Genomic DNA, 24,015 nt, shown 5'->3' on the forward strand with positions numbered 1-24,015 from the left:
TCTTGCTCCAAATCCTGTGGCAGCTGCCGAGCTGCCGTTCCCTTCTTTTTCATTTAAAAAATAAATGAAACTCCAAGTCTTAAGTGTTTAAATTACAGCATTTTGATGTCTCTTTGGGCTTGATTTCAATCAAATCTATAAAAATTAAGATCTCTTTGAGGAATTACGATTATTTATACAGGATTTTATAGTGGTTATATAAGTATCTTCTTATTTTTGCGCCATCATTTATAGCAAAAACAATTATGTATAGAAGTCATACCAACGGGGAGTTAACTAGCGAGCATATCAATCAAGAAGTAATCTTATCTGGATGGGTGCAAAAGGTACGAGATAAAGGTTTTATGATTTGGGCCGATTTAAGAGATCGTTACGGAATTACGCAACTTATTTTTGATGAAGAGCGAACTCCGGCTGTGATGATGGAAGACGCTAAAAAGCTAGGAAGAGAATTTGTGGTTCAGGTGAAAGGAACGGTGATCGAGAGAGAATCTAAAAACCCGAATCTTCCTACAGGAGATATTGAAATCTTGGTGAAAGAATTGACAATCTTAAATGAGGCAAAAACACCTCCATTTACGATTGAAGATGAGACCGATGGTGGCGAAGACCTAAGAATGAAATATCGATATTTAGATATTAGAAGAAATCCAGTAAAAAACAAACTTATCTTTCGTCACAAAGTAGCGATGGAAGTGAGAAACTTTCTTTCTACAGAAGGCTTTATAGAGGTAGAAACGCCTTACTTAATCAAATCTACTCCAGAAGGAGCAAGAGATTTTGTAGTGCCAAGTAGAATGAACGGCGGGCAATTTTATGCCTTGCCACAATCGCCGCAAACCTTTAAGCAATTGCTTATGGTGGGCGGAATGGATAAATACTTTCAAATTGTAAAATGTTTTAGGGATGAAGATCTAAGAGCAGATCGCCAGCCAGAGTTTACGCAAATTGACTGCGAAATGGCGTTTGTAGATCAAGAAGATATTTTAAACATTTTTGAGGATTTAACGAGACATTTATTGCAAAAAATCAATAACGTAAGCGTAGATAAATTTCCAAGAATGACCTACGATGATGCGTTACGTCTTTACGGAAATGATAAACCAGACATTCGTTTTGGAATGGAGTTTGGCGAGTTGAACGAAGTAGCACAACACAAAGAGTTCAAGGTGTTTAATGATGCCGAATTAGTTGTGGGAATTGCAGTTCCTGGCGGAGCGAGTTACAGTAGAAAAGAAATTGACAAACTCATCAATTGGGTAAAGCGTCCGCAAGTAGGAGCTTTAGGCATGGTATATGCAAAATATAATGAAGACGGAAGTTTTAAATCCTCTGTAGATAAATTCTATGATGAAGAGGATTTAAAACAATGGGCAGAAAAAACTAAGGCGCAACCAGGAGATTTAATTTGTGTGCTTTCTGGGGACACTAATAAAGTAAGAGCGCAATTAAGTGCGTTGCGTATGGAAATGGCAGAGCGTTTAGGCTTAAGAAAAGCTAACGAGTTTGCACCCCTTTGGGTGGTAGATTTTCCATTATTAGAATGGGACGAAGAAACCGAGCGTTACCACGCGATGCATCACCCATTTACTTCTCCAAAACCAGGGCAAATTCCTCTATTGGCAACCAATCCTGCAGCGGTAAAAGCAAATGCGTATGACCTTGTGCTTAACGGAAATGAAATAGGAGGAGGTTCTATTCGTATTCACGATAAAGCGACTCAGGCTCAAATGTTCGAATATTTAGGCTTTACGGAAGAAGAAGCAAAAGCGCAGTTTGGCTTTTTAATGGATGCTTTCCAATACGGAGCGCCACCACACGGCGGCTTGGCTTTTGGTTTGGATCGATTGGTAGCTATTCTAGGCGGACAAGAAACCATTCGAGATTTTATTGCTTTTCCAAAAAATAATTCAGGACGCGATGTAATGATCGATGCGCCAGCACCTATAGATGAACAACAATTAAAAGAACTTCATCTTAACGTGGTAAAAACTAAAGAATAATCAAAAAACTAAATCCTGTTCACGCAGGATTTTTTTAGCTAGCTTTAGCTGAAGAATAAACAACCGAATGTTAAAGAAGAGAACACCATTTACTAAGTTTTTAGTGTGGAGGTATAAAAATATCTCCGATAAGAACTTTGTCTATATCCTATCTGTATTGGTAGGCTTGATTGCGGGTTTAGCTTCGGTGACCTTAAAAAACATTACTCATTTTATCAGTACGGTTTTTGAAGAAGGTATCATTCAATCATATCATACGTATTGGTATTTTGCTTTTCCATTTATTGGTTTGTTTCTAACACTTTTAGTAAGGAAGTATATTTTAAAAGGCGATGTTGCCCACGGGATTCCCATGGCTCTATTTTCCATCTCTAAGCAGGAAGGAAAAGTAAGTAGGAAAAATATGTTTAGTTCACTGCTTACTGCGCCTTTAACCGTAGGTTTTGGAGGGTCTGTAGGTTTGGAGGGACCATCGGTGGCTACAGGAGCAGCTTTTGGTTCTTCCATTGGGTCGCTTTTTCATATGAAAACTCAAACCAGAAAATTATTATTGGTTTGTGCCGCAGCAGGATCGCTTTCGGCGATTTTTAAAGCCCCTATTGCCGCCATTTTGTTTGCGATAGAAGTCTTCAGCTTAGACCTCACTTTTGCTTCTTTATTACCTTTACTATTTGCTTCGGCAGCAGCTGTAGTGACTAGAATCTGGGTGATTGGAGAACAGTATATTGTAGACTTTAAAGACATTCAGCATTTTGAACTGAATAACATCTTATTTTATGTCGCTTTAGGAATTTTGGCCTCGTTGGTATCGGTGTATTTTTCTAAAATTTATTTTACAACCGAGGATCATTTCCGTAAAGTGAAAAACGATTATGTAAAAGTGGTTATTGCTGGAGTAATTCTTGGTGTACTTACCTTTTTGGTGCCGCCTTTATATGGAGAGGGCTTCTCCTTTATGAACAATCTTATCGCTCAAAATTATGAACAAGCTTTAGATACGTTTTTGTTTAAAGATAGCGGACAAAGTTCTTGGGTGATTCTTTTCTTGATTGCCGGTCTCATTCTTCTCAAGCCTATTGCTACTTCGGTAACCTTGGGTAGTGGCGGAGTAGGAGGTATTTTTGCGCCAGTTTTATTCTTAGGTGCCGTTACCGGAAGTTTTTTTGTAAACATCTGTAAACAGCTCGGTTTTTATTTGCCTTCTAGTAATTTTACCATGGTGGGAATGGCAGGACTTATGGCTGGGGTTTTACAAGCACCGCTTACCGCGATGTTTTTAATTGCCGAAATTACGGGTGGGTATGAGTTATTTATTCCGTTGATGATTGTAGTGGGAATTTCATTTGTAGTTTCTAAAGCCTTTAGCGATAGTAATATATATACCAAAGAATTAAAAGATAACAACGCCTTGATTACGCATAATAAAGACCATGCTGTGCTTACTTTGCTGAAATTAGATCGCATCATCGAAGAGAATTTTATCAAGCTAAAGCCAGAAATGACTTTAAAAGAAATGTTATTTGGCGCCGTCGTAAAATCGAAGAGAAATTTATTTCCGGTAGTAAATGAGGAAGAAGAATTAGTGGGCGTGATCACCTTAGACGATATTAGAGAGATGATGTTTGATACCTCTCTGCACGAAACGGTTCTGGTCGAGTTTTTAATGCACGATGCTCCTGATTATATTTTCTACGGAAAAGATGACATGCAAATGGTGATGAGTAAATTTCAGAGTAGTGGCGCTTGGAATTTGCCTGTGATTAAAGACGGAAAATATATTGGCTTTGTATCTAAATCTAAAATGCTAACGGCTTATCGCCGAAAATTAATTACCTATTAGAAATGAAATATGTTATTATAATACTTTTTATTGCCATAAGCATAACGCTAGGAACTGGGATTTATCTAACTCAAGCGGAAGTTGATCTTAAACTAGGAGGAATTCTTATTGGTTCTTCTCTAGGAACAGGAATTTTCGTTTGGATTCCTTTATTTTTATACTACAGATCTAAAGGAAGAAATTTAAAAGACTACATGCTTACCCCAGAGAATATTAAAAAAATGCGAGACAAAAGCATAGATTAAAACACTCACACTCAATTAATTTTGAATTTTTTCACCTTATTTTTATTTCAATAATCAAATTTAAATTGTAGGTTTGTTCTTTATTAATATATTATTTTATTACAATGGAAGGTACAGTTAAATTTTTCAATGAGTCTAAAGGATATGGATTCATTACCAACGAAGACACAGGAAATGACATTTTTGTTCACATTTCAGGTCTAGACGCCGAAAACCTAAATGAAGGTGATCGTGTTGAATACGAAGAAAGCGAAGGAAGAAAAGGATTGACGGCGACAAATGTTCGTCTCATCGACTAATACATATTTAGTATTGATTTTCAAAGCACCACTTTTTTTTAAAGTGGTGCTTTTATTTTATAGCATATCTATTTAAGTTTAAGCGCCTTTAAATAGGAATTACCACTTTAATGCGAGTTAGCTATAATACAAAAAGAGTTGCGGATTAAATAAAAAGTAATAACTTTGTAGTCACAATATAAAGTTATGGAAGCGTCAATAATAAAAATCGGAAATTCAAAAGGTTTGCGTTTGAGTAAAACTATTTTGGAAAAATATAATATTAAAGATAAAGTGGAGATGATATTGGAAAAAGGACAAATCATATTAAAACCAATAGATAAACCACGGGAAAACTGGGAACAAGCATTTAAAAAGATGCGAGAAAATGTCGATGATAAATTGCTTTTAAGTGATGTTTTTGAGGATGAAAATCTTGAAGAATGGAATTAAAACAATATTTCATTGTACTTGTCAATCTTGACCCAACAATTGGTAGTGAAATCAAAAAGACTCGACCTTGCGTGATTGTTTCACCTAATGAAATGAACAAGTATTTAAACACGATTGTTGTAGCCCCAATGATAACAAACTTGAAAAAATATCCAACAAGAGTTGCCGTCGAACATAATAATAAAAATGGAATGCTTGCGATTGACCAAATTCGGACAATTGACAAAAAACGTATTTTAAAAAGATTTGATCAATTAACAAAATCAGAAATAAAAAGATGTAAAGAGATTATTCGAGAAACATTCGTTGATTGAGAAAAGTACGAATACCAAGACCTTACAATAAATGGTGGGGTTCGGTTTGATTTTAAATTTTGATATGTTGTCATTTTTTTTTATTAATCCGCTAATAATCATACAAAAAATCGATATAGAATCTTCGTATTTATGAGTTCAAAGAATTCAGCATATATAAAAGAGAATTGCTTATTTAGTCTCACATCTAATCTCTAATAGCAGAGCGGTCTATTTTCTTAGTCAGACACGACTAATTTTATTACCTTTAGGTGATGCAAAAAGAATGTTTAGAGTGTAAAGAAAGAATAGTAGGCAGGATTGATAAAAAATTCTGCAGCGATTACTGTCGCAATGCCTATAACAATCGGTTGAATAAAGACTCTAATAATTTAGTAAGAAATACCAATAACCGATTGCGTAAAAATTACCGCATTCTTCAAGACCTCAACCCCGATAAAAAATCGAAAACCACCAAGTCCAAACTCTCTTCTTTAGGTTTTGATTTTGAATTGGTCACCAGCATTTATACCACCAAAAAAGGCACTGTGTATTACTTTGTATATGATCAAGGTTACTTGCCCCTAGAAAACGAATATTACGCTTTAGTAAAGAGAACAGATTAAGATGAAAACTACGATTAGCAGTATTTTAGTGCTCCTTCTCCTTGCGCTTATTTCCTACTTTAGCATCGTAGGTCTGCAACCATCAGCCACTTATTTTGAAGATCATAATGACACTTCCTTTTCTACTTCTAATGCCTTAAAGCATGTCAAAGAAATTGGGAGTCGGCCGCATGCGATTGGTACCAAAGCACACAGCGAAGTGCGTAATTACATCGTACAGGAGTTACAAGATTTAGATCTCGCGGTGCAAACTCAAAAAGGCTACGATTTTAATAACAACGGAGTGATAACGGCGCCAGAAAATATCATCGCCAAAATAGAAGGAACCCACCCTGACCGGCCTGCGTTGTTGGTGATGACGCATTACGATAGTGCGGTACATTCTTCTCCGGGAGCTAGCGATGCCGCCTCTGGAGTGGGGGTAATTCTTGAAAGTTTACGGGTTTTCTTAGCTGAAAATACACCGCCTAAGAATGATGTAATCATTTGTTTTACCGATGGGGAAGAAGTCGGTTTAAGTGGCGCGGGACTCTTTGTAAAAGAACATCCTTGGGCCAGGAATATAGGCTTGGTATTAAATTTTGAAGCCCGCGGTAGTGGCGGTCCTTCCAATACAATTTTAGAAACCAACAGCGGAAATTCTAATTTAATCCAGGCTTTCGCCGAAGCAAATCCGCGTTTTCCTGTAGCCACTTCCTTAATGTATAGTGTATACAAAAAGCTACCTAATGATACCGATGCTACCGTTTTTAGGGAAGTGAACAATACGCCGAGTTTCTTTTTTGCTTTTATAGACGATCATTTTGATTACCATACTGCTTTGGATACGCCCCAGAATCTTGATACAGCATCTTTGGTACATCAAGCCACTTATTTACAAGCGCTGCTGCCCTACTTTTCTCAGTTAGATTTAAATACGCTTCACGCGGAAAAGGACGAAGTTTATTTTAATTTCTTCGGACTCGATCTAGTGCATTATCCTTTTGCTTGGATCATTCCCATGCTCGTTTTGGCTTGGCTTCTCTTTTTGGTTTTTTTCCTTTACGGAACAAGAAAAAAACTGCTTCTTTTATCTGAAGTTACCAAAGGATTCTGGCCATTACTGAAATCTCTTTTCTTTGCGATTTTAACTACCTACGCAATCACTTTTGTGCTTCCAAAAATTTACGATTCGGTGTTGGAGAATGCCAATGATTTTCCGTTTAACGGTCATTTTTATATTGGAGTAGGCGTTGCCTTGACCTTAGCTTTCTTGTGTTACTTTTATAGAAAGTACGCTCCAAAAACTACCGAAGCCAATAAAGGCGCCATGGTTTCTTTTCTTTTTTTGTGGCTCATTATCCTCACGCTTATTGCTTTTGTACTCAAAGGCGCGGCTTATTTTATGATTCCGTTTTTCTTTAGCTTGGCTTCTTTTGTATTGTTGCTTTTTAATCAGAGAAACTCCTTTATACATTTGGTTTTGGGAATCCCTGCACTGGTTCTATTGGTGCCTTTGGTTCAGTTTTTTCCTATAGGTTTGGGCTTAAGTAAATTATTTATTAGTGCTTTGTTTGTCATTCTTATCTTCGGATTGTTGTGGCCGGTTATGGCGAGTTTAAAATTTAAAAAAGCCGGAGTTTTTGTCTTTGGTTTACTCGCGGTATTTTTATTTATCGTCGCGCATAGCAAATCCGGGTTTACTAAAGAGAGACCCAAACCCAACAGTTTGGTTTACCTCTTAGAAACAGATACTCAAAAAGCAAGTTGGAATACCTACGATTTGGTTTTAGATGATTATACCAAGCCTTATTTTGGGGAGAAAAATGTTCAAATGGATTCGGTGAGGTTTGATAGTAAATACCAAAGCCAATTTACCCATTCCGCGGCAGCGCCAAACCTAGAAGTTTCTGCAGCAGAGATTCAGGTAGAAAAAATAAGTGAGCAGCCAATCTTTACGGAATATGAGGTGAAAATAAGTCCGCAGCGAGAGGTGAAGCGCATAGAAATCTTTCTAGATCAGCAAGAGACTATAGAAGAGTTACAAGTCAACGGAAAAAGCACGCCTTCACAACAAAAACCCTATTATAAAAACAGAACTTCGTCTAAATTACTCACCTATTATGCGGTAGATCGAGATACGTTGAGGTTGACGTTGAAGTTAAAAAACACAAATTCTCCTCCGATTTTAAAAGTCTATGAAGCTAGTTATGATCTGCTCGACCATAAAACCTTGAATATTACCCCCAGAAATGATAAGATGATGCCGCGTCCTTTTGTATTGAATGACGTGATCATCACCAAACAAAAAATACGCTTAGAATGAAAGAATACCTTTTTAAATACGGATTTCTATTTGGAGCTGTACCCGTTTCTCTCTTAACCGAACTGTGTTTTTACTTTTTCTATGAAACAGAATTTTCTATAAAACGTCTCCTATTCTTATTGGTTTTCAACTCTTTCTTTTGGGTTGGGATTGCGTATGTTCAATGGAGAAAAAAACAACATAAAAATGAAGAATAAAATAGCGATTTTAGGATGTGGTTGGCTGGGATTTCCCTTAGCTCAAAAACTAGTAAAAGAAGGATACGATGTAAAAGGAACGACTACGACTTCTGGTAAATTAGAAAAGTTAGAAGAAGCAGGAATCCAGTCTTTTCTTATTTCCTTAACGGAAGAAAAAGTAACAGGAAATACAAAAGATTTCCTTAGTAATATTGAAACCTTGATCATTGATATTCCGCCGGGATTGCGCCGCAACCCGAATGAAGATTTTGTAAAAAAAATGAAAAATTTCTTGACGGAAGTAGAAAAAAGTGATGTCAAAAATGTGGTCTATGTAAGTTCTACTTCGGTTTTTGAAGGTGATGATACCATCCCAGTTTTTAGTGAGAGCGATAAGCCAAATGGAAGTTCTTTTAAAGCACAACAATTGATTGCTGTAGAAGGACTTTGGCAAAACCACGCGGCTTTTTTAAGTGCGGTAGTTCGTTTTGGTGGCTTGGTTGGCGAAGACAGGCATCCTGCCAAATACTTGGCGGGGAAAAAAAATGTAAAGAATCCCCAAGCGCCAGTAAATATGATTGCTCAAAAAGATGCAGTAGAGTTGCTTCTTCAATGGGTGAAGAATCCCGTTGCCGGAATTTTTCACGGGGTTTATCCAGATCATCCAAGCCGAGAAGTTTATTATTCCGCGAAAGCGAAAGAAAAAGGCTTAGCTACCCCTCATTTCAATACCAAAGAAACCTCTAAAGGAAAACAGATAAGTTCTAAAGAAACCTCTAAAACATTAGATTTTGTTTTTCAACATCGGCCATAACTCTAAGAGCTTTGCTAATAAGAATCATGCTTACCATTTTCGTCTTATGAAGAGTTGAAAAGCTAAATCTGAGCGAGGTTTGCGATACGGGAAACAATTTATTTTAGTTAAAATGCGGTATAAAATTAATTATTTGTAATAAAAATTACATACTTACTTTTTAAAGCTATTTTTAAGTAGTATAACTAACTTCTTATTCATTCCTTATGCAAAAAATTACAACCGCAATTTTGTTTTTGTTCAGCTTAACGTGCTTTTCTCAAACCACTCAAATAACTGATCCTAATTTTGAAAAAACTTTAATCGATTTAGGAATCGATAGTGATGGGATTGTTAATGGGCAAGTACTTACTTCAGATATCGCCCAAGTTACGCATTTGGATTTAAGTACCTCTAATCATTTGCCAATTGAGACGCTAACTACAGGCGTCTCTTGGAATAAAAGTCTAAAAGGCTTCACCTCTCTAAAAGTTTTAAATGTTAGTGGTATAGGATATTGGGGAGGTATTTATGATGTAGCCCCTGTATTAGATCTCACAGAAGTAACCAATTTAGAAGAATTGTATTTTACGAATACTGGGACTGATTTTATGAATGAAATTTATGTTATTTTTTTAGGAAACAATCCCAATTTAAAAGTGATAGAGAGTTTTGATACAGGTCGTTTATCTACTATAGATTTAAAAGGGAGTGATTTAAATACCATCAATTTAAATATAAATTTAGAAGGAGATACTAATGATTTTGGATGTTGTGGAAATATATGTGTGAATGTTACTAATCCCGTAGATGCACAAAATGAACAAGGTCTTTATGCCAACTGGAATGTAATCTATACTAATAATAGCGGACTTTCCATTACCTATTCAGATGATTGTGATTTATTTTTTGATATTAAAAATCACGAGTTAAAAGCTATTAAAATCTACCCCAATCCTGTAACTAGTAATTTGTACATCGAGACAACACAAAACTATGAACAAGTAGAAATCTTCACCCTGCAAGGAAGATTGATAAAAAGCTTTTTGCCGCAAGAACTTTACAACATCGCAGAATTGCCAAGCGGTCTGTATTTTGTAAAGGTAAAAAGCAAAAACAGAGAGACTATCCAAAAACTGATTAAGAATTGAGATTTATAGCATAAAAAACTGCTCGCAATGAATTACGAGCAGTTAATAAATTAATTTGGACAAGAAACTAAGTCTAATTATATTTCTCTAGTCTATTACTACCAAATAACAACCCTGTCTTTTGGTGCTATATACATAGAATCTCCTTCTTTAATATCAAAAGCTTTATAGAAAGCTTCTACATTTTGTAAAGGCACATAAGCTCTGTATTGTCCTGGAGAATGCGGATCTGTTTTTACTTGAGAGCGTAAAGCTTCCTCTCTTACTTTGGTTCTCCATACGGTAGCCCAAGAAAGAAAGAAACGTTGTTCTGGCGTGTAACCATCAATTTTTTCTGGTCTTCCGTGCTCGTCAAAATAACGTTGTAAACCATCATAAGCAGCAAGAACACCACCTAAATCTCCAATGTTTTCTCCCAAGGTGAATTTCCCATTGATGTAAACAGAATCCAAGACTTCAATATCACTGTATTGAGTGGCTAACTTTTCACCACGTTTAGTGAATTCTTCCAAATCTTTATCGGTCCACCAGTTGTTTAAGTTTCCGTCTGAGTCAAAACGCGCTCCGCTATCATCAAAAGCGTGAGAGATTTCGTGTCCAATTACAGCTCCAATTCCACCATAATTTACAGCAGCATCTGCTTTGTAATCGTAAAAAGGAGGTTGTAAAATCGCCGCTGGAAATACGATTTCGTTAAACATCGGGTTAAAATAAGCATTCACCGTTTGTGGAGACATTCCCCATTTAGTCTTATCTACAGGCTCGTTAATTTCAGAAAGATTTTTCTTATAACTCCAGTCAGAAACGGCAACCATATTTGCATAGTATCCGTTTTCTTTATTCACTGCTAATTTGGAGTAATCTTCAAACTCATCTGGATATCCAATTTTTACCGTAAACTTGTCTAATTTCTTGATCGCTTTTAACTTGGTGCTATCGCTCATCCAATCTAATTTTTCAATACGATCTTGGTAAGAAGCAATCACATTAGCAATCATTTCTTCGGCTTTTGCCTTAGCTTCTGGAGGAAATTTTTCATCTACATATAATTGTCCTAAAGCTTCTCCAATGGTATTGTTTACCGTAGATAAAGCGCGTTCATCTGCAGGAAGTTGCTTTTTAGCGCCGTTTAAACGTTTGCTATAAAAGTCCCAGTTTGCTTTGTCCAATTCGGTTGTCAACATACCAGCAGCATCATTTACCGTAGCCCAACGCGTTAAGGTTTTGATCAATTCGATATCGCCTTCAGCTAAAATAGATTGCAACTCTTTCATATATTTAGGTTGCATTACGATTACCGTATCAATATCTTTTTCAACCCCTAAATCGTCAAAATACTTTTCCCATTGTATAGCAGGAACCATTTTTTGAAGTTCGGCGATCGAACGCGGATTGTTGAATTTTCTAAAGTCACGACTCTCCACTTTGTCTAAACGTGGTGTAGCTAAACGCGTTTCAAAAGCTAAAACAGCATCGGCTTGTTCTTTTGCTGAAGCTTCTTCCTCGCCAATAAGTTGTAACATACGAGCGATATGCGCTTTGTAGTCCTCTCTAATTTCTTTAGATTCACTATCTGTATTGGTGTAATAATCACGATCTGGCAATCCTAAACCGCCCGTAGAAAGGTAAGCAGAATTCATATCAGAATTTGAAGGATTAGAATAAGCTCCTAAACCAAAAAACGGACTCGAAATCGTGTTAGGATTTTTAGCCATCACTTCTTGCAAATCGCTAACGCTCTTGATAGATTCGATTTTCTCTAATGCTGGTTGTAGCGGAGTTAAACCTGCCTTATCTCTAGCGGCCATATCTAGCTTAGATTCAAATAAGAAGATGGCTTTAGCTTGATCGGTATCAGCAGCGTAAGCGCCGCTATCTTGAGCTTTCTTAATAATTGCCAAAACATCTTTTACAGTGCTTTGTCTAAGTACTTGAAAACCTCCCCAAGAAGTTCTATCGTCGGGAATTTGGGTATCTTTCATCCAAGTCCCATTCACATAATTGTAAAAATCGTCTTTCGGACTTACTAAAGTATCCATGTACTCTAATTCGATACCGGGATTTTTTTGTTCGGCTTGTGCTAGGTCTTTATCTGTTTTAGAACCTTCTTCTTTACAAGAAAGAACTGCAAAAGATGCCGCAGCCACAAGTAAACTTTGTTTAATTGTTATTTTCATGAGTTGATTATTTTAGGTATTAGTAATTGTGTTCGTTAAATTGTTACAGGTTATGGTCTTGTTTTTAGTTTTTTTATAAATTTTGATTCAAAATCTTTTCTTTCCCAGTTTTCAGTAGGGTCGGTGCCAATAAAGATGGCATCTTTGGTCATTAAAGAAAAGTAAGCTTCATCATTTGCTTCGGCGGCAGCCTGATGCCAATCATCTACTACGCGATTAATCTGCTTCTGTGCGTTTTGCGCAGAAAGCTGGAAATTTAGTCCTACAAAAAGAATTAAAAAAGTGAACGTTCTCATGAGATGCTGTCTTTTTTAAGTTCAAGTTGCTGAATGCTGTCTTGCGTTTGGATTCTTTTTTCTATTTCTTCTTCAAATTCTTCCAAGGTTTTGAGGAAGACCTCATTCAGCTGTGTTTTTAAATTCTGAAAGGCAATCATCAACTCTTTCGCCTCTTCAGTAATGAGCGCATTGTCAAAATTGGTTTTTGAAGTTTCTTGTACCAACACACTGGCTTTGGTGTACAGCACATTGATCCTTGCTTTAATAGGGATTTCTCTAAAAATAGGCGGAATTGTAGAGATTAAGCCCGCGCTGGTTTCTTTTAAGTTATTACTGCTGTTCACAATTTCCTGAATACTCGAATTTTGAATATCGGCGATTTCATTTTGGAAGGTTAGAAATTCTGGCCATTGGGATACGCTGTCTCTCGCTTCCGCGGAAAGCGAAACATTCATAATATCAGCTATTTTTACACTTTCTTTCAGTTGAGCCGCTTTCTTCTCCTGAAAGCTTTCCAATGCTTTTTGCTGCTTTTCCTCTTCATTACAACCTGTCCATAAAACAATGGGGAGAAGAAACAATAACTTAAAAAATAGAGATTTAAGGTTTTTCATAAAAAAGTTAATATCGCCGAAAGATACGGATTTTTTTAAGGAGCCCAATTTAAGGCTTTCAATTTTGTATTAAGGTTTAAAAGTCGTTCTTTTGAATTGCGATAAAAGAAGCGTAAAATAAATTAAAATTTCAACACATTATGGCGATAAAGACATTGATTATAGGAGCTTGCGGACAAATAGGAACAGAACTTACTTTAGCATTGCGTGAAAAACATGGCAATGAAAATGTAATTGCAAGTGATATTAGAGAAGGAAGCGCGTCTTTAATGTCTTCTGGGCCTTTTGAAGTTTTAGACGCGACCAATTATAAAGCGATTGAAGACATTGTTTTGCATTACGATGTAGAAGAGGTATATCTTATGGCAGCAATGTTGAGCGCTACCGCAGAGAAATTCCCGATGAGAGGTTGGGAATTGAATATGAACTCTCTTTTTAACGTGCTTAATCTAGCTAAAGACAAAAAAGTAGCTAAGGTGTTTTGGCCTTCAAGCATTGCTGTTTTTGGTCCTTCAACGCCTAAATTTGATACGCCACAAACCACCGTGATGGAACCAACTACCGTGTACGGAATTAGTAAACAAACCGGAGAACGTTGGTGTGAATATTACTTTAATAAATATGGAGTAGACGTAAGAAGTATTCGTTACCCAGGCTTAATTAGTTATAAAACGATGCCTGGCGGCGGAACGACAGATTATGCGGTAGAGATTTATCACGAAGCTTTAAAAGAAGGAAAATACACTTCCTTTTTAAGCGAGGACACTGCACTTCCTATGATGTTTATGGACGACGCTATTAAAGCCACCATCTCTTTGATGGAAACCGAAGAAGACAAGTTAACGATTCGTTCTTCGTATAACCTTGGCGGAATTAGTTTTACCCCAAAAGAATTGGCAGCAAGTATTCAAAAAGAAATCCCAGATTTCAAAATTGACTACGCCCCAGACTTTAGACAACCCATCGCCGATTCTTGGCCTTCAAGTATTGATGATGCCCAAGCTCAAAAAGACTGGAACTGGAAGCATGAGTACGATATCGATAAGATGACCAAAACGATGTTAGCAGGTTTACGCGATTAAGTTTATAGCGTATTGATAATTTTGGCAGCAGCTTTTAGGGTTTCATCTTTTTTGGCGAAACAAAATCGCAGCATGTGATCGTCTTGTTGGTCTTTATTAAACACCGAAATGGGAATCGTAGCCAAACCTTTCTCTTTAATGAGTCTTAGGGCAAAGACGGTGTCTTTTTCTTGGGAGATGTTTTTGTAGGAAGCTGCCTGAAAGTAAGTGCCTTCTGAAGGCGTCAACTCTAAACGCGAATCTTTGATGAGCGATAAAAAGTAATCTCTTTTCTGCTGATAAAAATCTCCCAATTGCATATAATGCTTTTCTTCTTGTAAATAGCTGTTAATGGCTACTTGCATGGGGTGGTTGACGCAAAAGACATTGTATTGATGTACTTTATTAAACTCCTTCATCATGGCTTTTGGCGCTACGCAATAGCCCAATTTCCAGCCTGTCACGTGAAAAGTCTTCCCAAAAGAATAGGTGATAAAAGAACGTTCTGCTAATTTGGGAAAATGCGCTACGCTGTAATGCTTTTGGTCGTCATACACCAAATGCTCATAGACTTCATCGCTTAAAATTAAGATATTGGTGCCTTCCACCAGTTGTTGAAGCTGCTCTAAATCTTTCTGCTGAAGTACTTTTCCGCTAGGATTATGAGGGGAATTAATAATGATCATTTTCGTTTTAGAAGAAATCTTGGCAGCGACTTCTTCCCAATCAATTTTATAGCTTGGCGCTTGCATTTGAATGAGCACGGGTTTCCCTCCGTAAAGTTCAATCGCAGGTTCATAACAATCATAGGCCGGTTTAAATACGATTACTTCATCTTCGGCTTTTATAAAAGCAGAAATAGCAGTAAAAATAGCTTGAGTCGCACCGGCGGTAAGGGTAATATCAGTTTTAGGTTGATAATCACTTCCGTAAAGGGTATTGAGCTTATGGCATAAGGTTTCGCGCAAAGAAAAAATTCCCTGTAAAGGCGCATATTGGTTTTTACCGTTATGTAAAGCTTTAGAAACTTCTTCCAGAAGCACAGGATCTGGACTATAATTAGGAAAACCTTGCGATAAATTAATCGCTTGATGCTCATGCGCCAATTGACTCATTTTGGTAAATATGGTAGTTCCTATATGTGGAAGTTTAGAAGTGGAGAGTTTCATGAAGTTAATTTTGACATAAGATAAAAACAAAAAACCCCAAATTCAAAAGAATTTGAGGTTTTACATATATTTGGATAAAGCGACTATCCTTCCGTAGTCGCGCTCATATATTCTCTGTTCATACGGGCGATATTCTCTAAAGAAATTCCTTTAGGACATTCTAGTTCACAGGCTCCCGTATTGCTACAGTTACCAAAACCTTCTTCGTCCATTTGTCTTACCATCGCTTGCACACGCTCTGTAGCTTCTATTTTCCCTTGTGGCAATAAGGCATACTGAGAAACTTTAGCGGAGGTAAATAACATGGCACTGGCATTTTTACAAGCTGCAACACAAGCTCCGCAACCAATGCAAGTCGCAGCGTTAAAAGAATCGTCTGCGTCTTCTTTATTTACAGGAGTTGCATTTGCATCTATGGTATTTCCTGAAGTGTTAACAGAAACATATCCTCCGGCTTGCTGAATGCGGTCAAAAGAGGAACGATCTATGATTAAATCTTTTACCACAGGAAAAGCATTTGCTCTAAAAGGCTCTATGGTAATTGTATCCCCATCGTTAAAACTACGCATATGCAATTGGCAGGTCGTCACCAAACGATCTGGTCCGTGAGGTTCTCCGTTGATTTGTAAAGAACAAGACCCACAAATTCCTTCACGACAATCGTGATCAAATTCTACAGGCTCTTCTCCTTTAACTACCAACTCTTCATTTAGTACATCTAGCATTTCTAGAAAGGACATGTCTCCTTCAATTCCATCGATAGGATAATCGACCATCTTTCCTTTTGTCGTGGCATTATCTTGGCGCCATATTTTTAATGTAAGTTTCATATCTCTAATTTGAAGATTAAAAAATTTGAAAATAAGATTACCCAAATTGAGTTATTTTCAAATTTTCAAATTATTTATAACTTCTCGTTTTTAATTCAATGTTGTTAAAGGTCAAGTCTTCCTTGTGCAATTTCGCATCGCGAGGATTTCCTGTATATTCCCAGGCAGCCACATATTTAAAGTGCTCATCGTCTCTTAAAGCTTCTCCTTCTTCCGTTTGGTACTCTTCTCTAAAGTGACCTCCACAAGATTCATTTCTATGTAAGGCATCTTTAGCAAAAAGTTCTCCTAATTCTAAGAAATCGGCTACACGGCCTGCTTTCTCAAGCTCGGCGTTTTTCGTATCTTCTTTCCCCGTTACTTTTACATTCGCCCAAAAATCTTCGCGTAAAGCTTTGATTTCATCTAAGGCAGATTGTAAATCGGTTGCATTTCTTGCCATTCCACACTTGTTCCACATGATCTTACCTAATAATTTGTGGTAATGATCTACAGAGTGTTTCCCACTCGCTTTCATTAAGCGATCAATTCTATCTTTTACATCCTTTTCGGCAGCATCAAATTCAGTTGAATCTGTAGGGATTTTTCCAGTTCTAATGTCTTTAGAAAGGTAATCTCCAATCGTGTAAGGAAGCACGAAATAACCATCGGCTAAACCTTGCATTAATGCTGAAGCTCCTAATCGGTTTGCTCCGTGATCAGAGAAATTAGCTTCTCCTGTAGCGTAACAACCAGGAATGGTGGTTTGTAGATTGTAATCTACCCAAAGACCTCCCATAGTATAGTGTACCGCAGGGTAAATCATCATTGGGGTTTCATACGGATTTTGATCTACAATTTTTTGATACATTTGGAATAAGTTACCGTATTTAGATTCGATAATCTCTTTTCCTAATTTAGTAACTTCTTCATCTGAAGGATTCTTATGTCCGTGCTTAAAAGCTGCCTCTTTTCCGTAACGCTCAATAGCGCTCTTAAAATCAAGGTAAACAGCCTCTCCAGTTTTATTAACTCCAAACCCAGCATCACAACGCTCTTTGGCTGCTCTAGAAGCCACATCACGTGGTACTAAGTTACCAAAAGCAGGATATCTTCTTTCTAAGTAATAATCTCTTTCATCTTCGCTTAAATCGGTTGGTTTCTTCTTACCTTCACGAATCGCTAATACATCTTCTTTATTTTTTGGCACCCAAATTCTTCCGTCATTACGAAGAGACTCAGACATCAAAGTTAATTTTGACTGGTGATCTCCCGAAACTGGAATACAAGTAGGGTGAATTTGTGTGTAACAAGGGTTAGCGAAGTAAGCTCCTCTACGGTGAGCTCTCCAGGCAGCCATCACATTACTTCCCATCGCATTGGTCGATAAGAAAAATACGTTTCCGTACCCTCCAGATGCCAACACCACAGCGTGCGCCGAGTGACGCTCAATTTCTCCCGTTACCATATCACGAGCAATAATTCCTCTCGCTTTCCCATCTACCAACACTAAATCCATCATTTCATGACGGTTGAAAGACTGAATCTTTCCGCGGTTAATCTGGCGGTTCATCGCAGAGTAAGCCCCTAATAAAAGCTGCTGCCCAGTTTGACCTTTCGCGTAAAAAGTACGAGATACCAACACCCCTCCAAAAGAACGATTGTCTAATAACCCACCATATTCACGCGCAAAAGGAACTCCTTGTGCCACACATTGGTCAATGATATTTCCAGACACTTCGGCTAGACGGTAAACATTACCTTCTCTAGAACGGTAATCCCCACCTTTTACGGTATCGTAAAATAAACGGTAGTTAGAATCTCCATCTCCCTGATAGTTTTTTGCAGCATTAATTCCGCCTTGAGCGGCAATAGAGTGTGCGCGACGAGGAGAATCTTGATAGCAAAACGTTTTCACGTTATAGCCTAATTCTGCCAAGGTTGCAGCGGCGCTACCTCCTGCTAAACCGGTACCCACCATAATAATATCTATATTACGCTTATTGGCAGGGTTAACGAGGTTAATATCGTTTTTATGTTTGGTCCATTTGTCGGCCAAAGGGCCTTCTGGTATTTTTGAGTCTAAAACTGACATAATCTTACGTATTATAGGTGATTAATATAGTGAAATACTGCTATAAAAATAAACCCTAATGGAATAATGATAGCAAAAGCTTTGGTGAAGCCTTGTAATGCTTTTGAATATTTGTTGTTAAATCCAACCGACTGGAAGGAAGAAGCAAAACCGTGCAATAAGTGTAGCATCAAAAAGATGAACGAAATCACATAAAGCCCCACTCTCACAGGGTTTTCGAATTTTGCAATCGTTTCTTCGTAGTAGCGTGTAGGATCTTCTGGATTCGCTTCTACATATTTATGAACTAATTCTGGAAACCAGAAGTCATAAAAGTGTAAGCCTAAAAAAGCTAAAATTACGATCCCAGAATAGATCATGTTTCTAGACATCCAGCTAGAGTTAGCCGAGCCATTGTAGTTTTGGTACCCAATATCTCGTGCGTTTCTATTCTGAATTTCTAAGGTAAGCCCCATAATAAAATGGAAAACAACCCCAAAAATTAGTACGGGTTGTAAAATAGCTTGTACCAAAAAGTTGGTACCCATAAAATGTGACAACTCATTAAACATATCGGGACTAATGACCGAAGTAATGTTAATGGTAAAATGTTGCAATAAGAAAAAGACGAGGAAAAGTCCTGAAAGAGCCATAGCAAACTTTCTTGCTACAGACGATTTTATAATTCCACCCATTGGTTATGATTATTTAAATAATAAGTATCTACAAAAATACATGGGCGCGGGCTTATAGACAAACTTTAAGCTGTCTTTGATGCTATTTAGAATTAGTATAAGCTATTCAAATCAAAATAATAACTTTTATGCAACCTTAACAGTATACTTGAAGCAGATTTATTACCTTCCCTAGTTAATTGGTATAATATAGGCGCAACCCTATCGGGTCAGGCTATTCGTTACAACTCCGTTGGCTTAAAAAAGCCATCCGGGGTTTTCACTGCTATCCTTTGCGCAAAAAAACGAGCCTTACGTACATGGAATTTATAGATTATTATCAACTTTTGGGAATCGACAAATCGGCTAGCCAAGCCGAAATCAAAAAAGCTTACCGCAAGATGGCAAGAAAACACCATCCAGATTTACACCCCAATGATGCCGAGGCACATAAAAGATTTCAGCAACTCAATGAAGCCAACGAAGTTTTAAGCGACCCCGAAAAACGAAAAAAATACGACGCACATGGTAAAGATTGGCAACACGCCGATCAATACGAGCAAGCAAGACAACAACAATCGCGTTCTAATCAATCTAGAGCTGGTGGTTTTAATGGCGGGCAACAATACTCTGGTAATTTTGATGATGACACGTTTTCTGACTTTTTTGAAGAAATGTTTGGTGGCCGAGCTAGAAGTCAGGGGGCACATAGAAGTCCGCAGTTTAAAGGACAAGATGTGCAAGCAACCCTTCAGCTTAACTTAACCGATGTTTATAAAAGTCAGAAGCAAGTGGTTAACGTCAACGGTAAAAAAATAAGATTTAGCATTCCTGCCGGAGTCGAAAACGAGCAAACTATTAAAATTAAAGGTTATGGAGGCGATGGTGTTGAAGGTGGTCCCAAAGGAGATTTGTACATCACTTTTCACATTCATAATAATACCGCCTTTAAGCGAGAAAAGTCCAATTTGTACAAAACCTTAGAAGTAGATTTATATACCGCATTGTTGGGAGGAGAAATTACGGTAGATACCATGGACGGGAAAGTAAAATTGACCCTAAAGCCCGAAACTCAACCTGGAGCTCAAGTAAAACTTAAGGGAAAAGGTTTTTCTAAATATAAGAAAGAGAAAGAGTTTGGAGACTTGTACATTACCTACCAAGTTAAAATCCCGACTCATTTAACCGAAAAGGAAAAAGACTTATTTAAGGAACTTCAAAAACTAAGATCGTGAAACAGGAAGAATATATAGAAGTAAAAGAGATTTGTGTAGTGTATCAAGTGGAACATCATTTTATAGAGCAACTTCAGGATAGTGGTCTTTTAGAGCTGGTATTAATCGAGCAAAAACACTATTTGCCTTACCAATTTATTCCTAGATTCGAGAAATTGAAGCGTTTACATTACGAGCTAGAAATTAATATAGAAGGATTAGAAGCCATAGAAAATTTATTGGAGCGGGTAGAAAATCTTCAAGAACAAAACAGGCAATTAAAAAATAAGTTGTCTATTTATGAGTAGCAAATTTTAAATCCCTCTAGCAATATCGCTGGCTCAAGAATCGCACAAAGCTGGTGCACGGTTGTATCGCCCTCCGTTCAGAAACCTGAAAGAGTTTTTTTCTTGTTTTAAACTTTAGAACTACTTTTTTAGATTCGACAGAACCACCCCTTTTTTCACAAGTGAAAAATTCCCTTCCTTTACTCAAGGAGGGGAGCTTTTGCTGATTTTAACGAAGTACAGTACAATATAATTTAGCTTATAGGAACTACAAGTGTTCCTTCCCTTTTTTAAAGGGAAGGTGGCATTGCGTAGCAATGACGGAAGGGTTTTTACACGCAACCTATTCTCGCGTGGCTAAAATCAAAAACAAAAAAAACTCCGAATCGAGTCCTTTCAACAGGACTCGATTCGGAGTTTTTATAAATTGTCATTTAGACTTGGGAGAAATCTTTCTTCTAAGAATAAGGATTCTTCCCTATCCGCATTTAGAAGATCCGCAATCCTTACAAGTTAGGCAGCCTTCTTGGTAGATTAGGGAAGTACTATTACAGTTTTCACATTTCTGTTTTGTGGCTTCTGTCCCATCGGCAACGTAGCGTTTTAAGGCTCTGGCAACACCATTTTTCCAAGTGTTGATGCTTTCGGTATCTAATTGTAAGCTGTTGATTAAATCTACGGCTTTTACAATCGGCATTCCGTGGCGAAGTGTGCTAGAGATTAACTTCGCATAGTTCCAAAATTCAGGGTTAAACTTATGAGAAAGTCCTTCAATAGTAGTTTTGTAACCTCTTTTATTTTCATATTGAAAATCGTAACGCGAAGTTCCATCTTGATTTCGGTTTTTAATAATCAAGCCTTCACCTACCCAACGTGGAATCAAAATCCCATCCTCATCATCTGCAAAACCTGTGAAAATTTCATAAGGCTTATCATCAATCAATCCAATGAAAGCAATCCATTTATCTTTGCTGTTTTGGAAACGCACAACGTCTGCTTTTAACACTTCAGGACGTTTGGTTGGGAAAGTAGTCAAGGTGTCTTTACTCTCCTCTTTCTTTTCGTCATTTGAAATTAAAACTCCAGAACGTGAACCATCTCGGTAAACGGTAACTCCTTTACAACCTGCTTGCCAAGCTTCTAAATAAAGCTTTCCGACCAAGTCTTCGGTAGCATCGTTTGGTAAATTGATGGTTACCGAAATAGAGTGATCTACCCATTTTTGAACCGCACCTTGCATTCTTACTTTACTCAACCAATCTACATCGTTGGAAGTAGCTTTATAATAAGGTGACTTTTCAACTATTTTATTTAGTTCTTGCTGCGTGTAATTTTTATCAGTTGCAATGCCGTTAATTTCCATCCACTGCTTAAAGCGGTGGTGAAAAACTACGTATTCTTCCCAGCTATCACCTACTTCATCCACAAAATCAACACGTGAATTCTTGTCGTTAGGATTTACTTTTCTTCTTCTTTTGTAAACTGGAAGAAAAACAGGCTCGATTCCAGAACTCGTCTGCGTCATCAAACTCGTAGTTCCTGTTGGGGCGATGGTTAATAAAGCGATATTTCTTCTCCCGTATTCCAGCATATCGTAATATAGCTTTTCATCGGCTTCTTTAAGACGAAGTATAAATGGGTTTTCTTTTTCTCTTTCTGAATCAAATATTTTGAAAGCACCTCTTTCTTTTGCTGCATATACTGAAGCACGATAGGTTTCAATCGCTAGCATTTTGTGAATTTCTACTGAGAAATCATTCCCTTCTTGGCTCCCATATTGAATACCTAAAGCGGCAAGCATATCACCTTCTGCAGTAATTCCAATTCCAGTTCTTCTTCCTTCTTCTGCTTTGTGCTTAATATTTGACCATAAATTTCTTTCTACAGCTTTTACTTCATCTGTTTGCGGATCGGCATCAATTTTTGCGAGGATAGCATCCACTTTTTCCAATTCTAGATCAATAATATCATCCATGATCTTTTGTGCGATGATAATATTCTTTTTGAAAAGCTCATAGTTAAATTCAGCTTTATCGGTGAAAGGATTTTCCACGTAAGAGAATAAGTTGATCGCTAACAAACGACAAGAATCGTAAGGACAAAGAGGAATTTCTCCACAAGGATTTGTAGAAACGGTTTTGTATCCTAAATCTGCATAGCAATCTGGCACAGACTCGTTAATAATAGTATCCCAGAAAAGGATTCCGGGTTCAGCAGATTTCCATGCGTTGTGCACAATTTTTTTCCAAAGTTTACCCGCTTCAATTTCGTTGGTGTTTTTTGGATTTTCACTAAAAATAGGATATTTCTGCGTGTATTTTTCTCCATTTTGTACGGCTTTCATAAACGCATCGTCCATACGTACCGAAACATTGGCTCCAGTTACTTTTCCTTGCTCCATTTTAGCATCAATGAAATCTTCAGAATCTGGATGGTTGATGGATACTGAAAGCATCAACGCACCGCGACGCCCATCTTGAGCTACTTCGCGAGTAGAGTTAGAGTAACGCTCCATAAAAGGAACAATCCCTGTTGAAGTCAAAGCCGAATTTTTTACGGGAGAACCTTTGGGGCGAATGTGTGAAAGATCGTGACCTACACCGCCTCGACGTTTCATTAATTGTACTTGCTCTTGATCTATTTTCATTATTCCTCCGTAAGAATCAGATTCTCCTTTGTTTCCAATAACGAAACAGTTGGAAAGTGAACCGATTTGATACGGATTACCAATTCCTGCCATGGGGCTCCCTTGAGGCACGATGTACTTAAAATCTTTGATGGCGTTAAAAACTTCCTCTTCAGAAAGTGGATTTGTATAGCGCTGCTCTATACGCGCAATTTCTTTTGCGATGCGACGGTGCATCTCGTTCGGATTTTTTTCGTAGATATTCCCAGCGGAATCTTTAAGAGCATATTTATTTACCCAAACGCGGGCGGCAAGATCATCGCCTTTAAAATATTTAACCGAAGCTTCAAAAGCTTCTTCTTGAGTGTAGGTTTTAAGGGCAGAATCGGCGGCTTTTACTGGCATATGATAACGTATTTGAAATGGATGTATTATTGAATTATAAAGGTAGGCAAAGCTAGTGATATTGAAAGATTAAATGAAAATTTAATTTTAAAGTTATCAAAAAAAAATGTTAGTAAGTTGATTATCAATTTAATAATTCTGTAAAAGACTTTAAAAGTTGACAAATTGTAAAATTTCTTTTGGAATTGTCATTTCGTTTATTTTCTTGTAAATACGTTTATTTTTCGATAAAAAACCTGAATCCTTCGGGCTCAATATTTTAGATTTTAAACGCTGCGATAGGGAGGAGTCTACGCTTCCGCGGAAGCGTAAATTGTTTATTTATTTGGATTAAATTTGATGATTTTTTTACGAAATCAATAATTACAAAAAATTAAACCCGAAGAAATTTCTGATGGTTAAGAAATTAATTCGGGCTTAAAAATGGAGCTCATTTAGATTTAAATGTAGTCCTTAATTAC

22 protein-coding genes are annotated in these 24,015 nt (G+C 37.3%); 14 read left to right on the top strand and 8 right to left on the bottom strand.

What is annotated here, in order from left to right; genetic code table 11:
• Positions 1 to 245: 245 nt before the first annotated feature.
• From aspS to RBU60_RS01200, 11 genes are all read left to right on the top strand, one after another.
• Entirely contained in the window at positions 246 to 2,003 is a 1,758-nt protein-coding gene (aspS, locus tag RBU60_RS01150) for an aspartate--tRNA ligase (protein WP_308862778.1), read from the top strand.
• Between the two features lie 67 nt (positions 2,004 to 2,070).
• Positions 2,071 to 3,843, top strand: coding sequence for a chloride channel protein (locus tag RBU60_RS01155; RefSeq protein ID WP_308862779.1), 1,773 nt, complete (start codon positions 2,071 to 2,073; stop codon positions 3,841 to 3,843).
• Between the two features lie 2 nt (positions 3,844 to 3,845).
• A complete protein-coding gene (locus RBU60_RS01160; RefSeq protein WP_308862780.1) occupies positions 3,846 to 4,088 on the top strand; it encodes a hypothetical protein in 243 nt (80 codons plus the stop codon).
• Positions 4,089 to 4,192: 104 nt separating this feature from the next.
• On the top strand, positions 4,193 to 4,387 hold the full coding sequence (locus tag RBU60_RS01165) for a cold-shock protein (RefSeq protein WP_308862781.1): 195 nt from the start codon (positions 4,193 to 4,195) through the stop codon (positions 4,385 to 4,387).
• Positions 4,388 to 4,573: 186 nt separating this feature from the next.
• Positions 4,574 to 4,819, top strand: coding sequence for an AbrB/MazE/SpoVT family DNA-binding domain-containing protein (locus RBU60_RS01170; RefSeq protein ID WP_308862783.1), 246 nt, complete (start codon positions 4,574 to 4,576; stop codon positions 4,817 to 4,819).
• Positions 4,810 to 5,133 (top strand): type II toxin-antitoxin system PemK/MazF family toxin, encoded by a 324-nt coding sequence (locus RBU60_RS01175; RefSeq protein WP_308862784.1) that lies wholly within the window; start codon positions 4,810 to 4,812, stop codon positions 5,131 to 5,133. Before RBU60_RS01170 ends, RBU60_RS01175 begins: the two co-directional genes overlap by 10 nt.
• Before the next feature lie 254 nt (positions 5,134 to 5,387).
• Positions 5,388 to 5,738 (top strand): hypothetical protein, encoded by a 351-nt coding sequence (locus tag RBU60_RS01180; protein ID WP_308862786.1) that lies wholly within the window; start codon positions 5,388 to 5,390, stop codon positions 5,736 to 5,738.
• Between the two features lies 1 nt (position 5,739).
• Positions 5,740 to 8,043: a M28 family peptidase gene (locus RBU60_RS01185; RefSeq protein ID WP_308862787.1), complete on the top strand. Its 2,304-nt coding sequence runs from the start codon at positions 5,740 to 5,742 to the stop codon at positions 8,041 to 8,043.
• A complete protein-coding gene (locus tag RBU60_RS01190; protein WP_308862788.1) occupies positions 8,040 to 8,240 on the top strand; it encodes a hypothetical protein in 201 nt (66 codons plus the stop codon). Before RBU60_RS01185 ends, RBU60_RS01190 begins: the two co-directional genes overlap by 4 nt.
• The gene (locus RBU60_RS01195; RefSeq protein ID WP_308862789.1) at positions 8,230 to 9,036 is read left to right on the top strand and encodes an NAD(P)-binding domain-containing protein; all 807 of its coding nucleotides are present in this window, start codon (positions 8,230 to 8,232) and stop codon (positions 9,034 to 9,036) included. The genes RBU60_RS01190 and RBU60_RS01195 overlap by 11 nt, the downstream gene beginning before the upstream one ends.
• Positions 9,037 to 9,242: 206 nt before the next feature.
• Positions 9,243 to 10,166, top strand: a complete 924-nt coding sequence (locus RBU60_RS01200) for a T9SS type A sorting domain-containing protein (RefSeq protein WP_308862790.1) — start codon at positions 9,243 to 9,245, stop codon at positions 10,164 to 10,166.
• Between the two features lie 98 nt (positions 10,167 to 10,264).
• Here the strand turns inward: RBU60_RS01200 and RBU60_RS01205 are convergent, their stop codons facing one another.
• From RBU60_RS01205 to RBU60_RS01215, 3 genes are read right to left on the bottom strand one after another with little or no spacing between them, the layout of a single operon-like run.
• Entirely contained in the window at positions 10,265 to 12,343 is a 2,079-nt protein-coding gene (locus RBU60_RS01205; protein WP_308862791.1) for a M13 family metallopeptidase, read from the bottom strand.
• A 50-nt stretch (positions 12,344 to 12,393) separates the two neighbouring features.
• Positions 12,394 to 12,639, bottom strand: a complete 246-nt coding sequence (locus tag RBU60_RS01210; RefSeq protein ID WP_308862792.1) for a nuclear transport factor 2 family protein — start codon at positions 12,637 to 12,639, stop codon at positions 12,394 to 12,396.
• Positions 12,636 to 13,235, bottom strand: a complete 600-nt coding sequence (locus RBU60_RS01215; protein WP_308862793.1) for a hypothetical protein — start codon at positions 13,233 to 13,235, stop codon at positions 12,636 to 12,638. Before RBU60_RS01215 ends, RBU60_RS01210 begins: the two co-directional genes overlap by 4 nt.
• A 140-nt stretch (positions 13,236 to 13,375) precedes the next feature.
• On the opposite strand from RBU60_RS01215, the gene RBU60_RS01220 reads away from it, so the two are divergent.
• The gene (locus RBU60_RS01220; RefSeq protein WP_308862794.1) at positions 13,376 to 14,317 is read left to right on the top strand and encodes an NAD-dependent epimerase/dehydratase family protein; all 942 of its coding nucleotides are present in this window, start codon (positions 13,376 to 13,378) and stop codon (positions 14,315 to 14,317) included.
• A gap of 2 nt (positions 14,318 to 14,319) precedes the next feature.
• On the opposite strand, the gene RBU60_RS01225 is transcribed toward RBU60_RS01220, so the two are convergent.
• From RBU60_RS01225 to RBU60_RS01240, 4 genes are all read right to left on the bottom strand, one after another.
• Positions 14,320 to 15,465, bottom strand: coding sequence for a methionine aminotransferase (locus RBU60_RS01225; protein WP_308862795.1), 1,146 nt, complete (start codon positions 15,463 to 15,465; stop codon positions 14,320 to 14,322).
• 83 nt (positions 15,466 to 15,548) lie between these two features.
• A complete protein-coding gene (locus RBU60_RS01230) occupies positions 15,549 to 16,295 on the bottom strand; it encodes a succinate dehydrogenase/fumarate reductase iron-sulfur subunit (RefSeq protein WP_308862796.1) in 747 nt (248 codons plus the stop codon).
• Between the two features lie 70 nt (positions 16,296 to 16,365).
• Positions 16,366 to 18,369, bottom strand: coding sequence for a fumarate reductase/succinate dehydrogenase flavoprotein subunit (locus RBU60_RS01235; RefSeq protein ID WP_308862797.1), 2,004 nt, complete (start codon positions 18,367 to 18,369; stop codon positions 16,366 to 16,368).
• Positions 18,370 to 18,380: 11 nt separating this feature from the next.
• Entirely contained in the window at positions 18,381 to 19,043 is a 663-nt protein-coding gene (locus RBU60_RS01240) for a succinate dehydrogenase cytochrome b subunit (protein ID WP_308862798.1), read from the bottom strand.
• A 299-nt stretch (positions 19,044 to 19,342) separates the two neighbouring features.
• Between RBU60_RS01240 and RBU60_RS01245 the strand changes: the two genes are divergently transcribed.
• Both RBU60_RS01245 and RBU60_RS01250 read left to right on the top strand, forming a co-directional pair.
• Positions 19,343 to 20,257, top strand: a complete 915-nt coding sequence (locus RBU60_RS01245; protein WP_308862799.1) for a J domain-containing protein — start codon at positions 19,343 to 19,345, stop codon at positions 20,255 to 20,257.
• Positions 20,254 to 20,544: a chaperone modulator CbpM gene (locus RBU60_RS01250; RefSeq protein ID WP_308862800.1), complete on the top strand. Its 291-nt coding sequence runs from the start codon at positions 20,254 to 20,256 to the stop codon at positions 20,542 to 20,544. Before RBU60_RS01245 ends, RBU60_RS01250 begins: the two co-directional genes overlap by 4 nt.
• Before the next feature lie 457 nt (positions 20,545 to 21,001).
• Here the strand turns inward: RBU60_RS01250 and RBU60_RS01255 are convergent, their stop codons facing one another.
• The gene (locus tag RBU60_RS01255) at positions 21,002 to 23,554 is read right to left on the bottom strand and encodes an adenosylcobalamin-dependent ribonucleoside-diphosphate reductase (RefSeq protein ID WP_308862801.1); all 2,553 of its coding nucleotides are present in this window, start codon (positions 23,552 to 23,554) and stop codon (positions 21,002 to 21,004) included.
• Positions 23,555 to 24,015 lie beyond the last annotated feature (461 nt).

This window comes from Mesonia profundi (assembly GCF_031085155.1).
Taxonomy (GTDB): domain Bacteria; phylum Bacteroidota; class Bacteroidia; order Flavobacteriales; family Flavobacteriaceae; genus Mesonia; species Mesonia profundi.

Bases quoted from the DNA above. Each gene is read 5' to 3' on its own strand.
- RBU60_RS01255 (WP_308862801.1), bottom strand. From the start codon at position 23,554: ATGCCAGTAAAAGCCGCCGATTCTGCCCTTAAAACCTACACTCAAGAA.
- RBU60_RS01245 (WP_308862799.1), top strand. From the start codon at position 19,343: ATGGAATTTATAGATTATTATCAACTTTTGGGAATCGACAAATCGGCT.
- RBU60_RS01155 (WP_308862779.1), top strand. From the start codon at position 2,071: ATGTTAAAGAAGAGAACACCATTTACTAAGTTTTTAGTGTGGAGGTAT.
- RBU60_RS01195 (WP_308862789.1), top strand. From the start codon at position 8,230: ATGAAGAATAAAATAGCGATTTTAGGATGTGGTTGGCTGGGATTTCCC.
- RBU60_RS01230 (WP_308862796.1), bottom strand. From the start codon at position 16,295: ATGAAACTTACATTAAAAATATGGCGCCAAGATAATGCCACGACAAAA.
- RBU60_RS01205 (WP_308862791.1), bottom strand. From the start codon at position 12,343: ATGAAAATAACAATTAAACAAAGTTTACTTGTGGCTGCGGCATCTTTT.
- RBU60_RS01200 (WP_308862790.1), top strand. From the start codon at position 9,243: ATGCAAAAAATTACAACCGCAATTTTGTTTTTGTTCAGCTTAACGTGC.
- RBU60_RS01190 (WP_308862788.1), top strand. From the start codon at position 8,040: ATGAAAGAATACCTTTTTAAATACGGATTTCTATTTGGAGCTGTACCC.
- RBU60_RS01170 (WP_308862783.1), top strand. From the start codon at position 4,574: ATGGAAGCGTCAATAATAAAAATCGGAAATTCAAAAGGTTTGCGTTTG.
- RBU60_RS01225 (WP_308862795.1), bottom strand. From the start codon at position 15,465: ATGAAACTCTCCACTTCTAAACTTCCACATATAGGAACTACCATATTT.
- RBU60_RS01215 (WP_308862793.1), bottom strand. From the start codon at position 13,235: ATGAAAAACCTTAAATCTCTATTTTTTAAGTTATTGTTTCTTCTCCCC.
- RBU60_RS01185 (WP_308862787.1), top strand. From the start codon at position 5,740: ATGAAAACTACGATTAGCAGTATTTTAGTGCTCCTTCTCCTTGCGCTT.
- RBU60_RS01165 (WP_308862781.1), top strand. From the start codon at position 4,193: ATGGAAGGTACAGTTAAATTTTTCAATGAGTCTAAAGGATATGGATTC.
- RBU60_RS01180 (WP_308862786.1), top strand. From the start codon at position 5,388: ATGCAAAAAGAATGTTTAGAGTGTAAAGAAAGAATAGTAGGCAGGATT.
- RBU60_RS01210 (WP_308862792.1), bottom strand. From the start codon at position 12,639: ATGAGAACGTTCACTTTTTTAATTCTTTTTGTAGGACTAAATTTCCAG.
- RBU60_RS01175 (WP_308862784.1), top strand. From the start codon at position 4,810: ATGGAATTAAAACAATATTTCATTGTACTTGTCAATCTTGACCCAACA.
- RBU60_RS01220 (WP_308862794.1), top strand. From the start codon at position 13,376: ATGGCGATAAAGACATTGATTATAGGAGCTTGCGGACAAATAGGAACA.
- aspS (WP_308862778.1), top strand. From the start codon at position 246: ATGTATAGAAGTCATACCAACGGGGAGTTAACTAGCGAGCATATCAAT.
- RBU60_RS01235 (WP_308862797.1), bottom strand. From the start codon at position 18,369: ATGTCAGTTTTAGACTCAAAAATACCAGAAGGCCCTTTGGCCGACAAA.
- RBU60_RS01240 (WP_308862798.1), bottom strand. From the start codon at position 19,043: ATGGGTGGAATTATAAAATCGTCTGTAGCAAGAAAGTTTGCTATGGCT.
- RBU60_RS01160 (WP_308862780.1), top strand. From the start codon at position 3,846: ATGAAATATGTTATTATAATACTTTTTATTGCCATAAGCATAACGCTA.